Source organism: Methylobacterium sp. WSM2598 (assembly GCF_000379105.1).
Lineage (GTDB): Bacteria > Pseudomonadota > Alphaproteobacteria > Rhizobiales > Beijerinckiaceae > Methylobacterium.
This window is the reverse complement of sequence record NZ_KB900609.1, coordinates 5487515-5502168: the sequence shown is the minus strand read 5'-3', so window position 1 is coordinate 5502168 and position 14654 is coordinate 5487515. Positions and strand designations below refer to the sequence as shown.

16 protein-coding genes are annotated in these 14654 nt (G+C 71.8%); 2 read left to right on the top strand and 14 right to left on the bottom strand.

Annotated features, from left to right (window positions below):
* Window positions 1–76: 76 nt before the first annotated feature.
* A complete protein-coding gene (locus tag MET2598_RS42345) occupies window positions 77–319 on the bottom strand; it encodes a hypothetical protein (protein ID WP_018262851.1) in 243 nt (80 codons plus the stop codon).
* 150 nt (window positions 320–469) lie between these two features.
* Window positions 470–1828, bottom strand: a complete 1359-nt coding sequence (locus tag MET2598_RS0125935) for a capsule biosynthesis protein (RefSeq protein ID WP_012330312.1) — start codon at window positions 1826–1828, stop codon at window positions 470–472.
* Between the two features lie 633 nt (window positions 1829–2461).
* Between MET2598_RS0125935 and MET2598_RS0125930 the strand changes: the two genes are divergently transcribed.
* Complete coding sequence (locus tag MET2598_RS0125930; RefSeq protein WP_018262850.1) at window positions 2462–3694, top strand: polysaccharide biosynthesis/export family protein; 1233 nt, start codon at window positions 2462–2464, stop codon at window positions 3692–3694.
* 42 nt (window positions 3695–3736) lie between these two features.
* Here MET2598_RS0125930 and MET2598_RS0125925 read toward each other — a convergent pair whose 3' ends face one another.
* Window positions 3737–4714, bottom strand: coding sequence for a D-2-hydroxyacid dehydrogenase family protein (locus MET2598_RS0125925; RefSeq protein ID WP_018262849.1), 978 nt, complete (start codon window positions 4712–4714; stop codon window positions 3737–3739).
* Between the two features lie 345 nt (window positions 4715–5059).
* Here MET2598_RS0125925 and MET2598_RS0125920 point away from each other — a divergent pair, with 345 nt between their 5' ends.
* On the top strand, window positions 5060–6148 hold the full coding sequence (locus MET2598_RS0125920; protein ID WP_012330315.1) for a branched-chain amino acid ABC transporter substrate-binding protein: 1089 nt from the start codon (window positions 5060–5062) through the stop codon (window positions 6146–6148).
* Window positions 6149–6194: 46 nt separating this feature from the next.
* Here MET2598_RS0125920 and MET2598_RS0125915 read toward each other — a convergent pair whose 3' ends face one another.
* The 11 genes from MET2598_RS0125915 to rplR all read right to left on the bottom strand — a co-directional run bounded on the left by MET2598_RS0125915 (window position 6195) and on the right by rplR (window position 14651).
* Entirely contained in the window at window positions 6195–7478 is a 1284-nt protein-coding gene (locus MET2598_RS0125915; RefSeq protein ID WP_012330316.1) for an aminotransferase, read from the bottom strand.
* Between the two features lie 187 nt (window positions 7479–7665).
* Window positions 7666–8082: a 50S ribosomal protein L17 gene (gene rplQ, locus MET2598_RS0125910; RefSeq protein ID WP_012330317.1), complete on the bottom strand. Its 417-nt coding sequence runs from the start codon at window positions 8080–8082 to the stop codon at window positions 7666–7668.
* Window positions 8083–8269: 187 nt separating this feature from the next.
* Complete coding sequence (locus tag MET2598_RS0125905) at window positions 8270–9322, bottom strand: DNA-directed RNA polymerase subunit alpha (protein ID WP_415926910.1); 1053 nt, start codon at window positions 9320–9322, stop codon at window positions 8270–8272.
* A gap of 186 nt (window positions 9323–9508) precedes the next feature.
* Window positions 9509–9898 carry a 30S ribosomal protein S11 gene (gene rpsK / locus MET2598_RS0125900; RefSeq protein WP_012330319.1) on the bottom strand — a complete coding sequence of 130 codons (390 nt, stop codon included), beginning with the start codon at window positions 9896–9898 and terminating at the stop codon, window positions 9509–9511.
* Between the two features lie 192 nt (window positions 9899–10090).
* Complete coding sequence (rpsM, locus tag MET2598_RS0125895) at window positions 10091–10459, bottom strand: 30S ribosomal protein S13 (RefSeq protein WP_012330320.1); 369 nt, start codon at window positions 10457–10459, stop codon at window positions 10091–10093.
* Window positions 10460–10675: 216 nt separating this feature from the next.
* On the bottom strand, window positions 10676–11275 hold the full coding sequence (locus MET2598_RS0125890) for an adenylate kinase (protein WP_012330321.1): 600 nt from the start codon (window positions 11273–11275) through the stop codon (window positions 10676–10678).
* 185 nt (window positions 11276–11460) lie between these two features.
* Window positions 11461–12798 (bottom strand): preprotein translocase subunit SecY, encoded by a 1338-nt coding sequence (gene secY, locus MET2598_RS0125885; RefSeq protein ID WP_012330322.1) that lies wholly within the window; start codon window positions 12796–12798, stop codon window positions 11461–11463.
* Window positions 12799–12908: 110 nt separating this feature from the next.
* The gene (gene rplO / locus MET2598_RS0125880) at window positions 12909–13397 is read right to left on the bottom strand and encodes a 50S ribosomal protein L15 (RefSeq protein WP_012330323.1); all 489 of its coding nucleotides are present in this window, start codon (window positions 13395–13397) and stop codon (window positions 12909–12911) included.
* A 10-nt stretch (window positions 13398–13407) separates the two neighbouring features.
* Entirely contained in the window at window positions 13408–13599 is a 192-nt protein-coding gene (rpmD, locus tag MET2598_RS0125875) for a 50S ribosomal protein L30 (RefSeq protein ID WP_012330324.1), read from the bottom strand.
* A 10-nt stretch (window positions 13600–13609) separates the two neighbouring features.
* Complete coding sequence (gene rpsE, locus MET2598_RS0125870) at window positions 13610–14188, bottom strand: 30S ribosomal protein S5 (RefSeq protein ID WP_012330325.1); 579 nt, start codon at window positions 14186–14188, stop codon at window positions 13610–13612.
* A gap of 100 nt (window positions 14189–14288) precedes the next feature.
* Entirely contained in the window at window positions 14289–14651 is a 363-nt protein-coding gene (gene rplR, locus MET2598_RS0125865; RefSeq protein ID WP_012330326.1) for a 50S ribosomal protein L18, read from the bottom strand.
* Window positions 14652–14654 lie beyond the last annotated feature (3 nt).

The following is a 14654-nucleotide window of genomic DNA, read 5'->3' as shown; positions in this document are numbered from 1 at the left end:
GCGAGGCCGGCGGGGACGTTCCCGGCTCGCGGGTTTTCTCGGCCAAACTGTGATGTTGGCGGCTTTGCGGGACAATCTAACCGTAAGATCGCGTCACTGTTGCCGATATGCTGTCGGACGACATCCGACGGATGGCTTCGCCATCTCCCCTTTCGGCCATGCGGATGTCGGCGTCGCTCAAGCGCCGCGCGGGCTCGTCATCCCCCATCCGCTTGATCCCTTCGGGATGGCGGATGTGGGCTTCGCTCACGCGCCGCGCGGGCTTGGCATCCGCCGTCCGGACGTGATCGTCCGGACGGCGGATCAATCCAATGATCACGCCGGTCGATCCAGGCCGCGGTTTCGTCCGCTGTGTTGATCGATGGTGCCGACGCGCGGGCTCGGACGGGCCGGAGGGCGGCCGGAACGACGAAGCCGGCCCGTTGCCGGGCCGGCTTCGCGGTCGTGTCCTCGCGCGGGGGGCTGAGGATCAGGCGTTCTGCATCGCCTCGATCCCGCCGATCTCCATCTCGGCGGCGAGGGCGGGCGCCTCCCGCTGCCGGCGGGCAGCGCGGCTGCGCACCTCGAGCCAGGTGCCCTGGGCGAGGTCGAGGCGGGAGGCCGCGGCCTCGACCGCCGCGGCGAGCCCCTCGCGCCGGTAATAGACGCCGCGGATCTGGATGTTGGCGACGATCGCCTTGACGAAGGCGTCCCACAGGTCCCGGCGCGGCGGCCGCGCCTCGGTCCAGAACCGGTCGAGGGAGCCCTGATAGGTCAGACCGTCGATGTCGTAGACCGCGGCACCGAGCGTCATGGTCGGCTTGCCGGCGCGCATCGACCACATCCCGACCGTGCTGTTGACGGTCACCACGCCCTGGCAGCCCTCCAGCATGGTGCCGAGATTGCCGCCGTCGATGTAGTCGACCCGGTCCGGCACGTTCCACTTCACGGCGGAGCGGCGCACGATGCGCTTCCAGTTGCGGATGTTCGGATCGAGCGGGTGGATCTTGATGAGCAGCCGCGACCCCGCCGGCGCATGGGCCGCGAAGGAGCGGATCACCATGTGGATCGGCGTCTTGAGGTCGAAGAAGGGCGAGTAGGCCCGCAGCTGGAAGTCGTTCTCCATCTGCAGCGGCATCACGTAGTAGGGCGTGCCCGCCTCGCGCAGGGCCTCGACGTGGCGGTCGCCGCGCGGCCCGGTGCGCTTGGCGCGCAGGATGTGCAGGGCCGTGGCGATGTAGACCAGCGCCGGATGGTGCACCTGGTGCGACCGGTAGCCCGGGTAGAGCCACCAGAGCCAGTTGCTCATCAGGTGGTAGGCCATGTCCCAGATCACCTGGGTGACGAAGCTGTCCCGGTAGCGGGGGACGAGATCCGGGTCCGGCACGTCGCGGGCGAGGTCCATCACCGCCTCGGGATCGCGCGGGAAGCAGCTGTCGCCCGACATGCCGTCGCGCTCGAAGGTGATCCAGTCCGGCCGCAGGTAGCCGAAATCCGTGACCGTCACCTTGAGGTCGCGGGCCTTGGCGGCCGCGATCGCCACCTTGTGGTAGAAGCGCTGCTCGCCGAGGAGCACGAGGTCGGTGACGCCCTCGCGGTCGATCAGGTCGGCGACGAAGGCCGGCCACTTCTCGCGCGAGCCGCGGAAGTCGATGCCGCCCGGCCGGCGCCAGAACAGCCAGTCGCCGAAGCAGAGATTGACCCGAAGGCAGCGGTGGCCGCGCGCCTCGAGGGCGTCCGCCGTCTCCGCGAAGAAGGGAGAGATCGGTCCCTGCAGGAACAGGAAGACCTGGCGCTTCGCGCCGTCCCCGACACCGGTTCCGCCGTGTCTCGCAGCATCAGCTCTCACGCAGGCACCTCGGGGCTGGTTGCAGGACGGCGGGGCGGTCATCCCGTCGCGGCGGCAGGGTACGGACGGACCCCGGTGGAGCAATGGCGCCTCTGCAACACTCACCGGGATTCACACGCCGGTTGTCCAGATTGGCCATTTCGCGCAGGGGGACTTGACGGCGACAGGGCCACGGCCCCGCCGCGTCAAGCTGGCGCTAATGATCGCCCAATCGCGGCAGCAACATGGAAAGACGATGATGCGGCTGCGGTTTTCCCCACCCGGTCGCCGCCGCCACACGCCCGTCGCATTCCTGCACGACCAAGCTTCGCCACCACATCCCGCACGGCCCGGCCGCGGGGCCGGCTGTGGATTTCGGGCAACAAGCCGCCGGAGTCCGGGGCCGGCGGACGGCCGGTAGGGTCTGGTAAATCGCCTGCGGGGAGCCTGCCTGCTAGGCTGCCGCCAGCCCCCGGGCCGGCGCTTCGCCCCGGGCGGCAATCCGCGACCGTGGACCGCCCGAGGCGGCCCGCTCTGGAGAGACCAAATCGGGCGCGGATGCCGCCGCGCGGCCCCTGCCGCCGGCACCCGCGCCCTCGGGACGACGAATGCCCCGGGCGCGCGGCCCGGCGGCGTTCCGTGTGGAGGACCTTGATGGTGCGTGTCGGACCGCTCGCAGTTGCGGGAGCCCTGCTGCTCTCCGGCTGCAGCAACTTTCTGCCGGCCGCCGGCCCGACGGCCAGCGCCGTGACCGAGGGTGCGGACATCGCCACCGACCAGGGCCTCCTCGCCCGCTACGAGATCATCGACGTCGACGCGGCGGTGGTGGAGGCCCTGCGCGGCCGCCCCCTCGACAGCCTGCTCGCCTCCTTCGGCGACCGCCGCGCCGCGGTCGCGCCGGTGATCGGCATCGGCGACGCCGTCACGGTGACGATCTGGGAGGCGGGGACGGGCGGCCTGTTCTCCGGCCCGGTGCTGGCGGACCGCTTCTCGGCGGGGTCGAAGGCCTCGACCATCCCGGAGCAGATCGTGGGCCGCGACGGCTCGATCTCGGTGCCCTATGCGGGCCGCATCCAGGTCGCGGGCAAGCGCGTCCAGGAGGTGCAGGGCCAGATCGAGCAGGAGCTCGCCGGCAAGGCGATCCAGCCGCAGGTGCTCGTCACCGTGACCTCGCCGCTCAGTTCGAGCGTGACGGTGATCGGCGAGGCGGCGAGCGCGGGCGGAGGCGCCCGGCTCAGCGCGGCCGCCCTGCGCGGGCCGGTCTCCTCGATCGGCGGCGGGCGCGTGCCGCTCTCCGAGCGCGGCGACCGCCTGCTCGACGTGATCGCGGCGGCCGGCGGCGTCTCCGCCCCGGTGAACGAGACCTTCGTGCGGCTCTCCCGCGGCCCGACCACCGCGACGGTGCCGCTGCTCAGCGTCGTCTCGAACCCGCGCGAGAACATCTTCCTGCGCCCGGGCGACACGGTCACGCTGGTGCGCGATCCCCAGACCTTCCTGGCGATCGGCGCGCTCGGCACCCAGTCCGAGATCCCGTTCAGCGCCGACGGCATCACCCTGGCCCAGGCGCTCACCAAGGCGCGCGGTCTGTCGGATTTCCAGGCCGATCCGGCGGGCGTGTTCGTGTTCCGCTTCGAGCCGGCCTCGGTGGTGCGCCGCCTGCGGCCGGGCAGCCCGCTCCTCGGCAGCCCGCAGGTGCCGGTGGTCTACCGGATCAACATGCGCGACCCCAACAGCCTGTTCGTCTCGCAGGCCTTCCGGATGCGCAACCGCGATCTCGTCTACGTCTCGAACGCGCCCTTCACCGAGGTGCAGAAGGTGCTCGGCGCCTTCTCGACCGTCACCGCGCCGGTCGCGGCCGGCGCCTCGATCTACACGGTGACCCGCTGAGCCCCGCCCCGGCGGGCCGGGGCCCGGCCCGCCGGGACCGGCTCAGGCGGCGGGTTCGACCACCCGGACCGGGGCGCCCCGCCGCCAGGCGGCGATCGCCTCGACCGTGTCCTCGTAGAACATCCGGTAGGTCGCGTCGGTGACGTAGCCGAGATGCGGGGTGAGCACCGCGTTCGGCAGGGCGCGCAGCGGGTGGTCCACCGGCAGCGGCTCGCGGTCGAAGACGTCGAGGCCGGCCGCGCGCAGGCGGCCCTCGCGCAGGGCCGCGATCAGCGCGGCCTCGTCCACCAGCGGGCCGCGGGCGGTGTTGATCAGGACCGCCCCGGGCCGCATCAGCCCGATCTCCGCCGCCCCGACGATGCCGCGGGTCGCGGGCGCCAGCACGAGGTGCAGGCTCACCACGTCGGCGGTGCGAAACAGATCCTCGCGGGAGACGAGGGCCGCGCCGCCGGCCGCGGCGCGCTCGGGCGTGAGGTGCGGGCTCCAGGCGACCGGCTCCATGCCGAAGGCGGCGCCGATCCGGGCCATCCGGCCGCCGATCCGGCCGAGCCCGACGAGGCCGAGCCGCCGCCCGTCGAGCACGCTGCCGATGCTGTCCTGCCAGAGGCCGGCGCGCATGCGGGCGAACTCGCCCGGGAGGTGGCGCAGGCAGGCGAGAATCAGCGCGAAGGCGAGTTCCGCCGTGGCGACGCCCCCCTCGCCGTTGCGCGTGTGGCAGACCGTGACGCCCGCCCGCGCCAGGGCCGGAAAATCGAGCGCGTGCGTGCGCCCGCCCGTGAACACGACGAGGCGCAGGTTCGGCAGGGCCTCGATCAGCGCGGCGTCGAGGGGCATGCGCTCGCGCATCAGGCAGAGCACCGCGTAGGGCGCGAGCCGCGCGGCGGCCTCGGCCCGGGGCACCGGCTCGTGCAGGAAATCGACCGCGATCCCGGGCGCGAGCCCGGCCCAATCGGCCAGCCCGGCGGCGGCGCGCTGGTAATCGTCGAGCACCGCGACGCGAATCGGATCCTGCCCAGCCATCCGGTCCTCCCTGCGGCCGCGTCCCGGGCCGCCGCGGCCATTCTCCGCGCTGCGCGGACGCGCGTCCATGGAGCGTCCGGCCCCGGCCGCGCCCGCCGCCGGCACGGCGAGGATGACGGCCGCGGCGCGGCGCGAGATGATGCGGTCCGGGGCCGCCTCCCGCGCCGCGCCGCCGGTTCGCGGGCGGCTTTCCCCGGCATCCGGCGGGGAGGCGCGATCCGGCGCCGCGCCGCTCAGCGCGCGGCGGACAAGGGGGAGCGCCCGTGCTATGGCGCGGTGCAAACGGGTGCGGAGGACGAGGACGTGACCCAGACGCGCGCAGGCGGGTGGAGGCGGGGCCGGGCCGTGACGCCGTGGCTCGTGGTCGCCTGTCTGCTCGGGGCCGCGCGTCCGGCCGCGGCCGAGGTGGTGGTGGGCGTGGCGGTGCCGCGCACCGGGCCGGTGGCCGGCATCGGCGAGCAGGTGCTGCAGGGCGTCCAGGCCGCCGTGAAGGAGGCGAATGCCCGGGGGGGCCTCGCGGGCGAGCCGATCATCCTCGACGTGCAGGACGATGCCTGCGAGCCGGGCCAGGCCGTCGAGGTGGCGGAGCGCTTCGCGAAGGCGGGGGTCGGCCTGGTGGTCGGCCACGTCTGCTCCAGCGCCTCCCTGGCGGCCTCGGACGTCTACGCGGCGAAGGGCGTGGTGATGATCAGCCCGGCCTCGAACGCCGCGCGCCTGACCGACCGCGGTCTGCCGACCATCTTCCGGGTCTCCGGGCGCGAGGACGACCAGGGGCGGCTCTCCGCCACGATCCTGGCGGAGCGCTTCCGGGACAAGAAGATCGCCATCCTGTACGACGACACCCCGCTCTCGCGCAGCCTCGCGGACTCGACCAAGGCCAACCTCAACAAGATCGGGCAGAACGAGACGCTGTTCGCCGCGATCGTGCCGGGCCAGACCGACGACGCGGCGCTGATCAAGCGGCTGCAGGGGGCCGGGATCGAGGTCGTCTACTATGGCGGCCACTACCAGGAGATGGGCAAGCTGGTGCGCAGCGCCGCCGAGCAGGGCTACCGCCCGCAATGGTTCGGCACCTCCGGCATCGCCACCAAGGAGTTCGGCACCCTGGCCGGCCCGGCCAGCAACGGCGTGCTGATGACCTTCAACCCGGACCTGCGCCGCAAGCCCGAGGCCGCCGCGGCCGTGAAGGCCCTGCAGGCGGACGGGATCGATCCGGGCGGCTTCGTGCTCTACGGCTACGCGGCCATGCAGGCGCTGGTCGAGGCCGGCAACTTCGCCCGCTCCAGCAACCCGAAGACCATCGCCGAGACGCTCCATTCCGAGCGCTTCAACCTCGTGCTCGGCAATGTCGGCTTCGACCAGAAGGGCGACGTGACGGCGCCGGGCTACGTGCTCTACGTCTGGCGCGACGGGGCCTTCACCTACGCGAATTGAGGGCGGGCCGGGACGCGAGGGGGGCGGCCGGCAGGGCCGCCGCCGCTCAGGCGACGGCGCGAAGCCGCGCCTCGGTCGCGGCGAGCAGCGTGCACAGGGCGACGACCTCCGCGGCCGCCTCCACCTCGGCGAGGCTCGGATAGGAGGGGGCGAGCCGCAGCATCCGGTCCTGCGGGTCGCGCCCGTAGGGGTGGGTGGCGCCGGCCGGGGTGAGGGCGAGCCCGCTCCCCGCCGCCAGTTCCACCACCCGGGTGGCGCAGCCCTCGGGCACCTCCAGCAGGATGAAGTAGCCGCCCTCCGGGTTGGTCCAGCGCGCCGCGCCCGATCCGCCGAGTTCCCGCTCCAGGATGGTGGTGACCGCCCGGAACTTCGGCGCGAGGAGCCGCCGGTGGCCGTCCATCAGCGCCTCGAGGGCGCCCTCGCGGGAGAGGAAGCGGGCGTGGCGCAGCTGGTTGAGCTTGTCCGGCCCGATGCTGCGCTTGCCGGCATGGGCGAGGTACCAGCGGAGATTGGCCGGCGAGGCGGCCAGGAAGGCGAGGCCGGCGCCCGCGAGCGTCACCTTCGAGGTCGAGGCGAAGACGATGGGGCGGTCCGGCTGCCCGGCCGCCGCCGCAGCCTCCAGCACGTTGCGCAGGGCCGGCCGGCGCTCGGTCAGGTGGTGGAGCGCGTAGGCATTGTCCCAGAACAGGCGGAAATCGGGCGCGGCCGCCGGCATCGCCGCGAGGCGCTCGACCGTGGATTCCGCGTAGGTCTCGCCGCCCGGATTCGCGTATTGCGGCACGCACCACATCCCCTTCACGCGGGGATCGCGCAGGCGCTCCTCGACCGATCCGAGGTCGGGGCCGTCCGGGTTCATCGGCACCGGCTCCATGACGATGCCGTAGGTCTCGCAGAGCGCGAAGTGGCGGTCGTAGCCGGGGACCGGGCAGAGGAACCGGATCTCCCCCTCGCGCGACCACGGGCCGGCCCCGCCCGGCACGCCCTTGAGCAGCGCGTAGACCAGGCAATCGTGCATCAGCGCGAGGCTCGAATTGTTGCCGACCGCGACCTGCTCCGGCGGGGCGCCGAGGATGGGCGCGAACAGGCGGCGCACCTCGGCGAGGCCCTGCAGCCCGCCGTAATTGCGGGCGTCCTCGCCGGTCTCGGTGAGGTGGTCGCGGTTGCCGGGCAGCGCCAGCAATCCCTCGGAGAGGTCGAGCTGCTCGGGCGCCGGCTTGCCGCGGGTCATGTCGAGCTTGAGGCCGCGCCGCGTCAGGGCGGCGTAGCGCTCCTGGAGCGCGGCCAGGGAGGTGCGCAGGGCCTCGGGCGGGAGTTCGGCGAGCGGAACCATACGGAGCGGGATCATGGCGAGCGCAATCGTGACGGGCGGGGACGCGACAGGGCCCGCGCCGGAACCGGGCGAGCCTCGCGCGACCGGCCGCCCGGGTCCAGCGGCGCGGCGCGGGGACCGGCCCCGCGCGGAGCTCATGAAAAAGGCGGCCCGGGGGCCGCCTTCGCGTGGGAATCCGGCCTCGGGCCTACTCGGCCGCCTCGGCCGCGGCCTGGGTCGGACCGGAATCCCGGCCGCGGGCGTCGACGTCGCGGTCCACGAACTCGATCACGGCGAGCGGGGCGTTGTCGCCGTAGCGGAAGCCGGCCTTCATGATGCGGCAATAGCCGCCCGGGCGGGCCTGGTAGCGCGGCCCGAGCACCTCGAACAGCTTCTTGACCATGGCCTCGTCGCGGATCTGCGCGATCGCCTGACGGCGGGCGTGCAGGTCGCCGCGCTTGCCGAGGGTGATCAGCTTCTCGACGACCGGGCGCAGGTCCTTGGCCTTCGGCAGCGTCGTGACGATCTGCTCGTGCTTGATCAGCGCGGCCGACATGTTGGCGAACATCGCCTTGCGGTGCTCGGTGGTGCGGTTGAAGCGGCGGCCCCGGTATCCGTGACGCATGGCTGTCTCCATTGATTGTCGGCCGCCGTGCCACGGGCCGGCCGGTCTTCGTTGATTGAGCGGCGAGGGGCGAAGGGGGCAGAGCCCGGCAGCACCCATCGCCTCTCCCGACGGGCCCCGCGAGGCCCGTCGGGAGAGGCGCGGGAAGCGGCGAGGTGGATCTTCCCCCTCGCCGCTCCCGGTCCGCTCAGTAGTGCTCCTCGAAGCGCTTGGCGAGGTCCTCGATGTTCTCCGGCGGCCAGCCGGGCACGTCCATGCCGAGGTGCAGGCCCATCGCGGCGAGCACTTCCTTGATCTCGTTGAGAGACTTGCGGCCGAAATTCGGCGTCCGCAGCATCTCGGCTTCCGTCTTCTGGATCAGGTCGCCGATATAGACGATGTTGTCGTTCTTCAGGCAGTTCGCCGAGCGGACCGACAGTTCGAGCTCGTCCACCTTCTTGAGCAGGGCCGGGTTGAAGGGCAGCTGCGGCGCGAGCGGGGCCGCCTCCTCCTTCCGGGGCTCCTCGAAGTTCACGAAGATCTGGAGCTGGTCCTGGATGATGCGGGCCGCGTAGGCGAGCGCATCCTCGGGCGAGACCGCGCCGTTGGTCTCGACCGTCATGGTCAGCTTGTCCTTGTCGAGATCCTGGCCCTCGCGGGTGTTCTCGATGCGGTAGGACACCTTCGTGACGGGCGAGAACAGCGCGTCGACCGGGATGAGGCCGATCGGCGCGTCCTCGGGCCGGTTGCGGTCGGCCGGGACGTAGCCCTTGCCGGTCGCGACCGTGAACTCCATGCGGATCTCGGCCCCCTCGTCGAGCGTGCACAGCACGAGGTCGGGGTTGAGGATCTGGATGTCGCCGATCGTGCTGATGTCGCCCGCCGTGACCAGGCCGGGGCCGGTCTTGCGCAGGGTCATGCGCTTGGGCGCGTCGCTGTTCGAGCGGATCGCGATGGTCTTGATGTTGAGGACGATGTCGGTGACGTCCTCGCGCACGCCCGGGATCGAGGAGAATTCGTGCAGCACGCCGTCGATGTGGACCGAGGTCACGGCCGCGCCCTGCAGGGACGACAGCAGCACGCGGCGCAGCGCGTTGCCGAGCGTCGTGCCGAAGCCGCGCTCCAGGGGCTCGGCCACCACGGTCGCCACGCGCTTGGGGTCGTGCCCCGGAACGACTTCGAGCTTGTTCGGCTTGATCAGCTCTTGCCAGTTCTTCTGAATCACCACGATGACACCTCTCGTCGACCTGTCGGGCTGCAGCCCGCGCCCGGCCAGCCCGCGACTCGTCCTGATCAGTCTCGAAGCTTGATGGGGAGCGGATGCGGTCAGGACACCGCTGCGACGCTTCCCGAGCCCTCAACGGAGAAACCCAGCGCCCTGGACAGGACGCCGGGTACCCGTTCGCGAATCCCGCCCGGCGCTACGGCGTCCGTCGGGGGGACCGGATCAGACGCGGCGGCGCTTGCGCGGCCGGCAGCCGTTATGCGGGATCGGCGTCACGTCGCGGATCGACGTCACCGTGAAGCCCGCCGCCTGCAGGGCGCGAAGCGCCGATTCGCGGCCCGAACCGGGACCCGACACCTCGACCTCGAGGGTGCGCATGCCGTGCTCGGCGGCCTTGCGGCCCGCATCCTCGGCCGCGACCTGGGCCGCGTAGGGGGTCGACTTGCGCGAGCCCTTGAAGCCCATCGCGCCGGCGGACGACCAGGAGATCGTGTTCCCCTGCGCGTCCGTGATGGTGATCATGGTGTTGTTGAACGACGCATTCACGTGCGCGACGCCGGACACGATGTTCTTGCGCTCGCGACGACGGATGCGGGTTGCTTCCTTGGCCATATTCTCTTTCGATCCTTCAGGCGCGCCCGTCGTGCCAGGCGCTCGGGACGGTGCTGGCGGCGACGGGCCGCGGGGCTCAGGCGGCGCGCGGCGCCGCGGGTCAGGCGGCGCGCCGCGCCGCGAACGGGGGCGGCGACGGGCGCCGCGGACGAGGGCTGGGCGGGGCCCTGCCGGGCCCCTCCCCGCCGCGGATCACTTCTTCTTGCCGGCGATCGGCTTCGCCTTGCCCTTGCGGGTGCGGGCGTTGGTGTGGGTGCGCTGGCCGCGGACCGGCAGGTTGCGGCGGTGCCGCAGGCCGCGGTAGCAGCCGAGGTCCATCAGGCGCTTGATGTTCATCGCGACCTCGCGGCGGAGGTCGCCCTCCACCACGTAGTCGCGGTCGATGGCCTCGCGGATCTGCAGCACTTCGGCGTCGGTCAGCTGGTTGACGCGGCGCTCGGCCGGGATCCCGACCTTCTCGGTGATCTCCTCGGCCTTCTTGGGGCCGATGCCGTGGATGTACTGGAGCGCGATGACGACGCGCTTGTTGGTCGGGATGTTGACGCCTGCGATACGGGCCACTGGTGTGCTCTCCATCGCGTCCGGGGCGGCGAGCCCTCGCGGACGGTCTTCAGGGTGATCGCGCGCGTCCGGTGGAGCCCGGCCCCTGCGCGCCGTCCCGACGACAAATCGGCCCGAGCGGCCTCCGAGGAGACCGCCGGGCCGTCCATGCCTGAACGAAGGAGGGTCGCCTAGCGCGGACGCCCCGGCTTGTCAACCGGCATGTCCGCGCCCGCCTCACGCCGAGACCGGCTGAAGGCCGCCGAGCAACGCTTCGATCTCGCGGCTCACCTGGTCGATCGGCGCCATGCCGTCGATCGGCCGCAGCAGGCCGGTCCCCGCATAATATTCCGAGAGGGGGGCGGTCAGGCTGCGATAGGCGTCGAGGCGGGTCTTGAACACCTCCGGGGTGTCGTCCTTGCGCACCACCTCGCCGCGGGCCAGGGTCTCGGCGGCGCGGTTGGCGATGCGGCCGACCAGCGCGGCCTCGTCGACCTTGAACTCGATCACCGCGTCGAGCCGCAGCCCCTTCCCGGCGAGGAGCGCGTCGAGGGCCTTGGCCTGCGCCACGGTGCGGGGAAAGCCGTCGAGGATGAACCCCTTGCGGGCATCCGGCTCCTCGATGCGGTCGCCCACGATGCCGATCACCACCTCGTCCGGCACGAGGCCGCCGCTCTCCATGATGCTCTTGGCCTGGAGGCCGACCGGCGTGCCCGCCGCCACCGCGGCGCGCAGCATGTCCCCGGTCGAGAGTTGGGGAATCCCGAACCGCTCGACGATCCGCGCCGATTGCGTGCCCTTCCCGGCACCCGGCGGGCCGAGGAGAATGATCCGCATAACCTGTCTCTCCCTTGGACCCCGCGGGCGGTGGCGTCCGCCTTGGGGCCGATTGTTCTCACGCGTGCGGCCGACCTCGGATCCGACCAGGTGCCGACCACCCGAGCATAAGCGCCGAGTCGGCAACCGGCCAATGATGATCGGTCGAGCCGGATCGCGATACCCACCCGGCCCCCGACTATGGACTAACGGCGGCGCGCGCCGCGCAGCTTCGCCTTCTTCACCAGCCCCTCGTACTGATGCGCCAGCAGGTGTCCGTGGACTTGTGCAACGGTGTCCATCGTGACCGAGACGACGATCAGCAGCGAGGTGCCGCCGAAGTAGAACGGCAGCGACGCGTAGGAGACCAGGATCTCCGGGATCAGGCAGATCAGGGTGAGGTAGGCGGCGCCGATCACGGTGACGCGGCTCAGCACCTTGTCGATGTACTCGGCCGTGCGCTCACCCGGCCGGATGCCCGGGATGAAGCCGCCATGCTTCTTGAGGTTGTCGGCCGTCTCCTGCGGATTGAACACCACCGCCGTGTAGAAGAAGGCGAAGAAGATGATCAGGGCGGCGTACAGCACCATGTAGAGCGGCCGGCCATGGCCCAGATAGGTCGCCAGCGTGGCGACGATGCCGGTGCCGCTCGGGTCGCTCTGGAAGCTCGCCGCGGTGGCCGGCAGCAGCAGCAGCGAGGAGGCGAAGATCGGCGGGATCACGCCCGGCGTGTTGAGCTTGAGCGGCATGAACGAGGTCTGCCCCTCGTACATGCGGTTGCCGACCTGGCGCTTGGGGTAGTTGATCAGCAGGCGGCGCTGGGCGCGCTCCATGAAGACGATGAAGTAGACCACCGCGGTGGCCATGACGGCCACGCCGAGGATCACGGCGGTCGAGAGCGCGCCCTGGCGGCCGAGCTCCAGCGTGCCGGCGATGGCCGAGGGCAGGTGCGCGACGATGCCCGCGAAGATGATCAGCGACGAGCCGTTGCCGATGCCGCGCGAGGTGATCTGCTCGCCGATCCACATCAGGAACAGCGTGCCGCCGGTCAGCGTGATCACCGTCGAGATCGCGAAGAACAGGCCGGGCTCCTGCACGATGCCGCCCGAGCTCTGCAGGCCCACCGCGATGCCCCAGGCCTGGAAGATCGCCAGCACCACCGTGAGGTAGCGGGTGTACTGGTTGAGCACCTTGCGGCCGGACTCGCCCTCCTTCTTGAGGGCTTCGAGCGAGGGCAGCACCGAGGTGAGGAGCTGCACGATGATCGAGGCCGAGATGTAGGGCATGATGTTGAGCGCGAAGATCGCCATGCGCTCGACCGCCCCGCCCGAGAACATGTTGAACAGGCCGAGCACGCCGCCCTGCGCATTGGCGAAGCTCTGCCGGAGCGCGTCGGGGTCGATGCCGGGCAGCGGGATGTAGGTCCCGAGCCGGTACACGATCAGGGCGCCCAGGGTGAACCAGATGCGCTTCTTGAGCTCGTCCGCCTTGGCGATGGCGCCGAAGTTCAGGTTTGCGGCGAGCTGCTCGGCTGCAGAGGCCATGACAGGGTCCTTGGAGGAGCGGCGGCGACGAATCGCGTTCAGAAACGGAGACGGCGGCCTCGCGCTGCACGCACGGGCCGCCGCCGATCTCGATCGACTTAAGGTCTGCCCTACGCGGACGCAACCGCGCCGTCGGTCGCGGCGAGCGACTGGGTGACGGAGCCCCCGGCCTTCTCGATGGCCGCGACGGCCGACTTGGAGGCGCGGGCGACCTGGAAGGTCAGGGAGGCGGTGAGCTCGCCGACGCCCAGGATCTTCACGCCGTCGCGCACCCGCGAGACCACGCCGGCGGCGACCAGCGCCTCGACGGTGACGGGCGCGCTCGGATCGAGCTTGCCGGAATCGACCGCCTGCTGGATGCGCCCGACATTGACCTCGTTGAGGTCGGTCGCGCCCGGGTTGTTGAAGCCGCGCTTCGGCAGGCGACGATGCAGCGGCATCTGACCGCCCTCGAAGCCCTTGATGGCCACGCCGGTGCGGGCCTTCTGACCCTTCACGCCGCGGCCCGCGGTCTTGCCCTTGCCCGACCCGATGCCGCGTCCGACGCGCATCCGGTCCTTGGTCGCGCCCTCGTTGTCGCGAATCTCGTTCAGCTTCATGACGCCCTCCTCACGCCGCGCCGTCGAGGACGCGCACGAGGTGATGCACCTTCGCGATCATGCCGCGCACGGACGGGGTGTCCGGCAATTCGGCGATGCGGTGGAGCTTGTTCAGCTTGAGGCCGATCAGCGTCTCGCGCTGGCTGGCCTCGCGGCGGATCGGCGAGCCGATCTGCTGAACCCGCACGGTCTTCTCTGCCATGCCGCCCTCCTTACGCCGCGTCGGCCGAATCGGCCGAGCCCGGCTCGGCGTCGCGGCGGCGGGCCTGCAGGGCCGACACCTTGAGGCCGCGGCGCGCCGCCACCGCCCGCGGGGAATCCTCGCGCTTGAGCGCGTCGAACGTGGCGCGGATCAGGTTGTAGGGGTTCGACGAGCCGAGCGACTTCGCCACCACGTCCTGCATGCCCACCGACTCGAACACGGCGCGCATCGGGCCGCCCGCGATGATGCCGGTGCCCTGGGGGGCGGCGCGCAGGATGACCTTGCCGGAGCCGTGGCGGCCGGCGACGTCGTGGTGGAGCGTGCGGCCCTCGCGCAGGGCCACCCGGATCAGGCCGCGCTTGGCCGCCTCGGTGGCCTTGCGGATCGCCTCGGGCACCTCGCGGGCCTTGCCGTGGCCGAAGCCGACCCGGCCCTTCTGGTCGCCGACGACGACGAGGGCGGCGAAGCCGAAGCGCCGGCCGCCCTTCACCACCTTGGCGACGCGGTTGATGTGGACCAGCCGGTCCACGAATTCGGTATCGCGCTCCTCGCGCTCGTCGCGACGGCGACCCTCACGTTCACGTGCCATCAGATCACTTCCGGTTCACTGGCGCGGGCGGCGGTCCCGCTCGCATGATGTGCTTATGTCCGCCGTTGGCGCGGGGCCCCTGCGCGGCCCCGCCCCCGGATCAGAACTCGAGGCCGCCCTCGCGGGCGGCGTCGGCCAGCGCCTTGACGCGGCCGTGGTAGAGGTAGCCCGAGCGGTCGAAGATCACCTTGGTGACCCCGGCCGCCTTGGCGCGCTCCGCCACCAGCTTGCCGACCTCGAGCGCCGCCGCCTTGTCGGCGCCGGTCTTCAGACGGGCGCGCAGGTCCTTGTCGAGGCTCGACGCCGCCGCGAGCGTGCGCCCGCTCGCGTCGTCGATGACCTGGACGTAGATCTGCTTCGAGGAGCGGAAGACCGAGAGGCGCGGACGGCCATTCGCCGCCGCGCGGAGCGCCCGGCGGACGCGCGCGCGGCGCCGGTCGAGCAGGTCGATTTTGCGAGACATCGT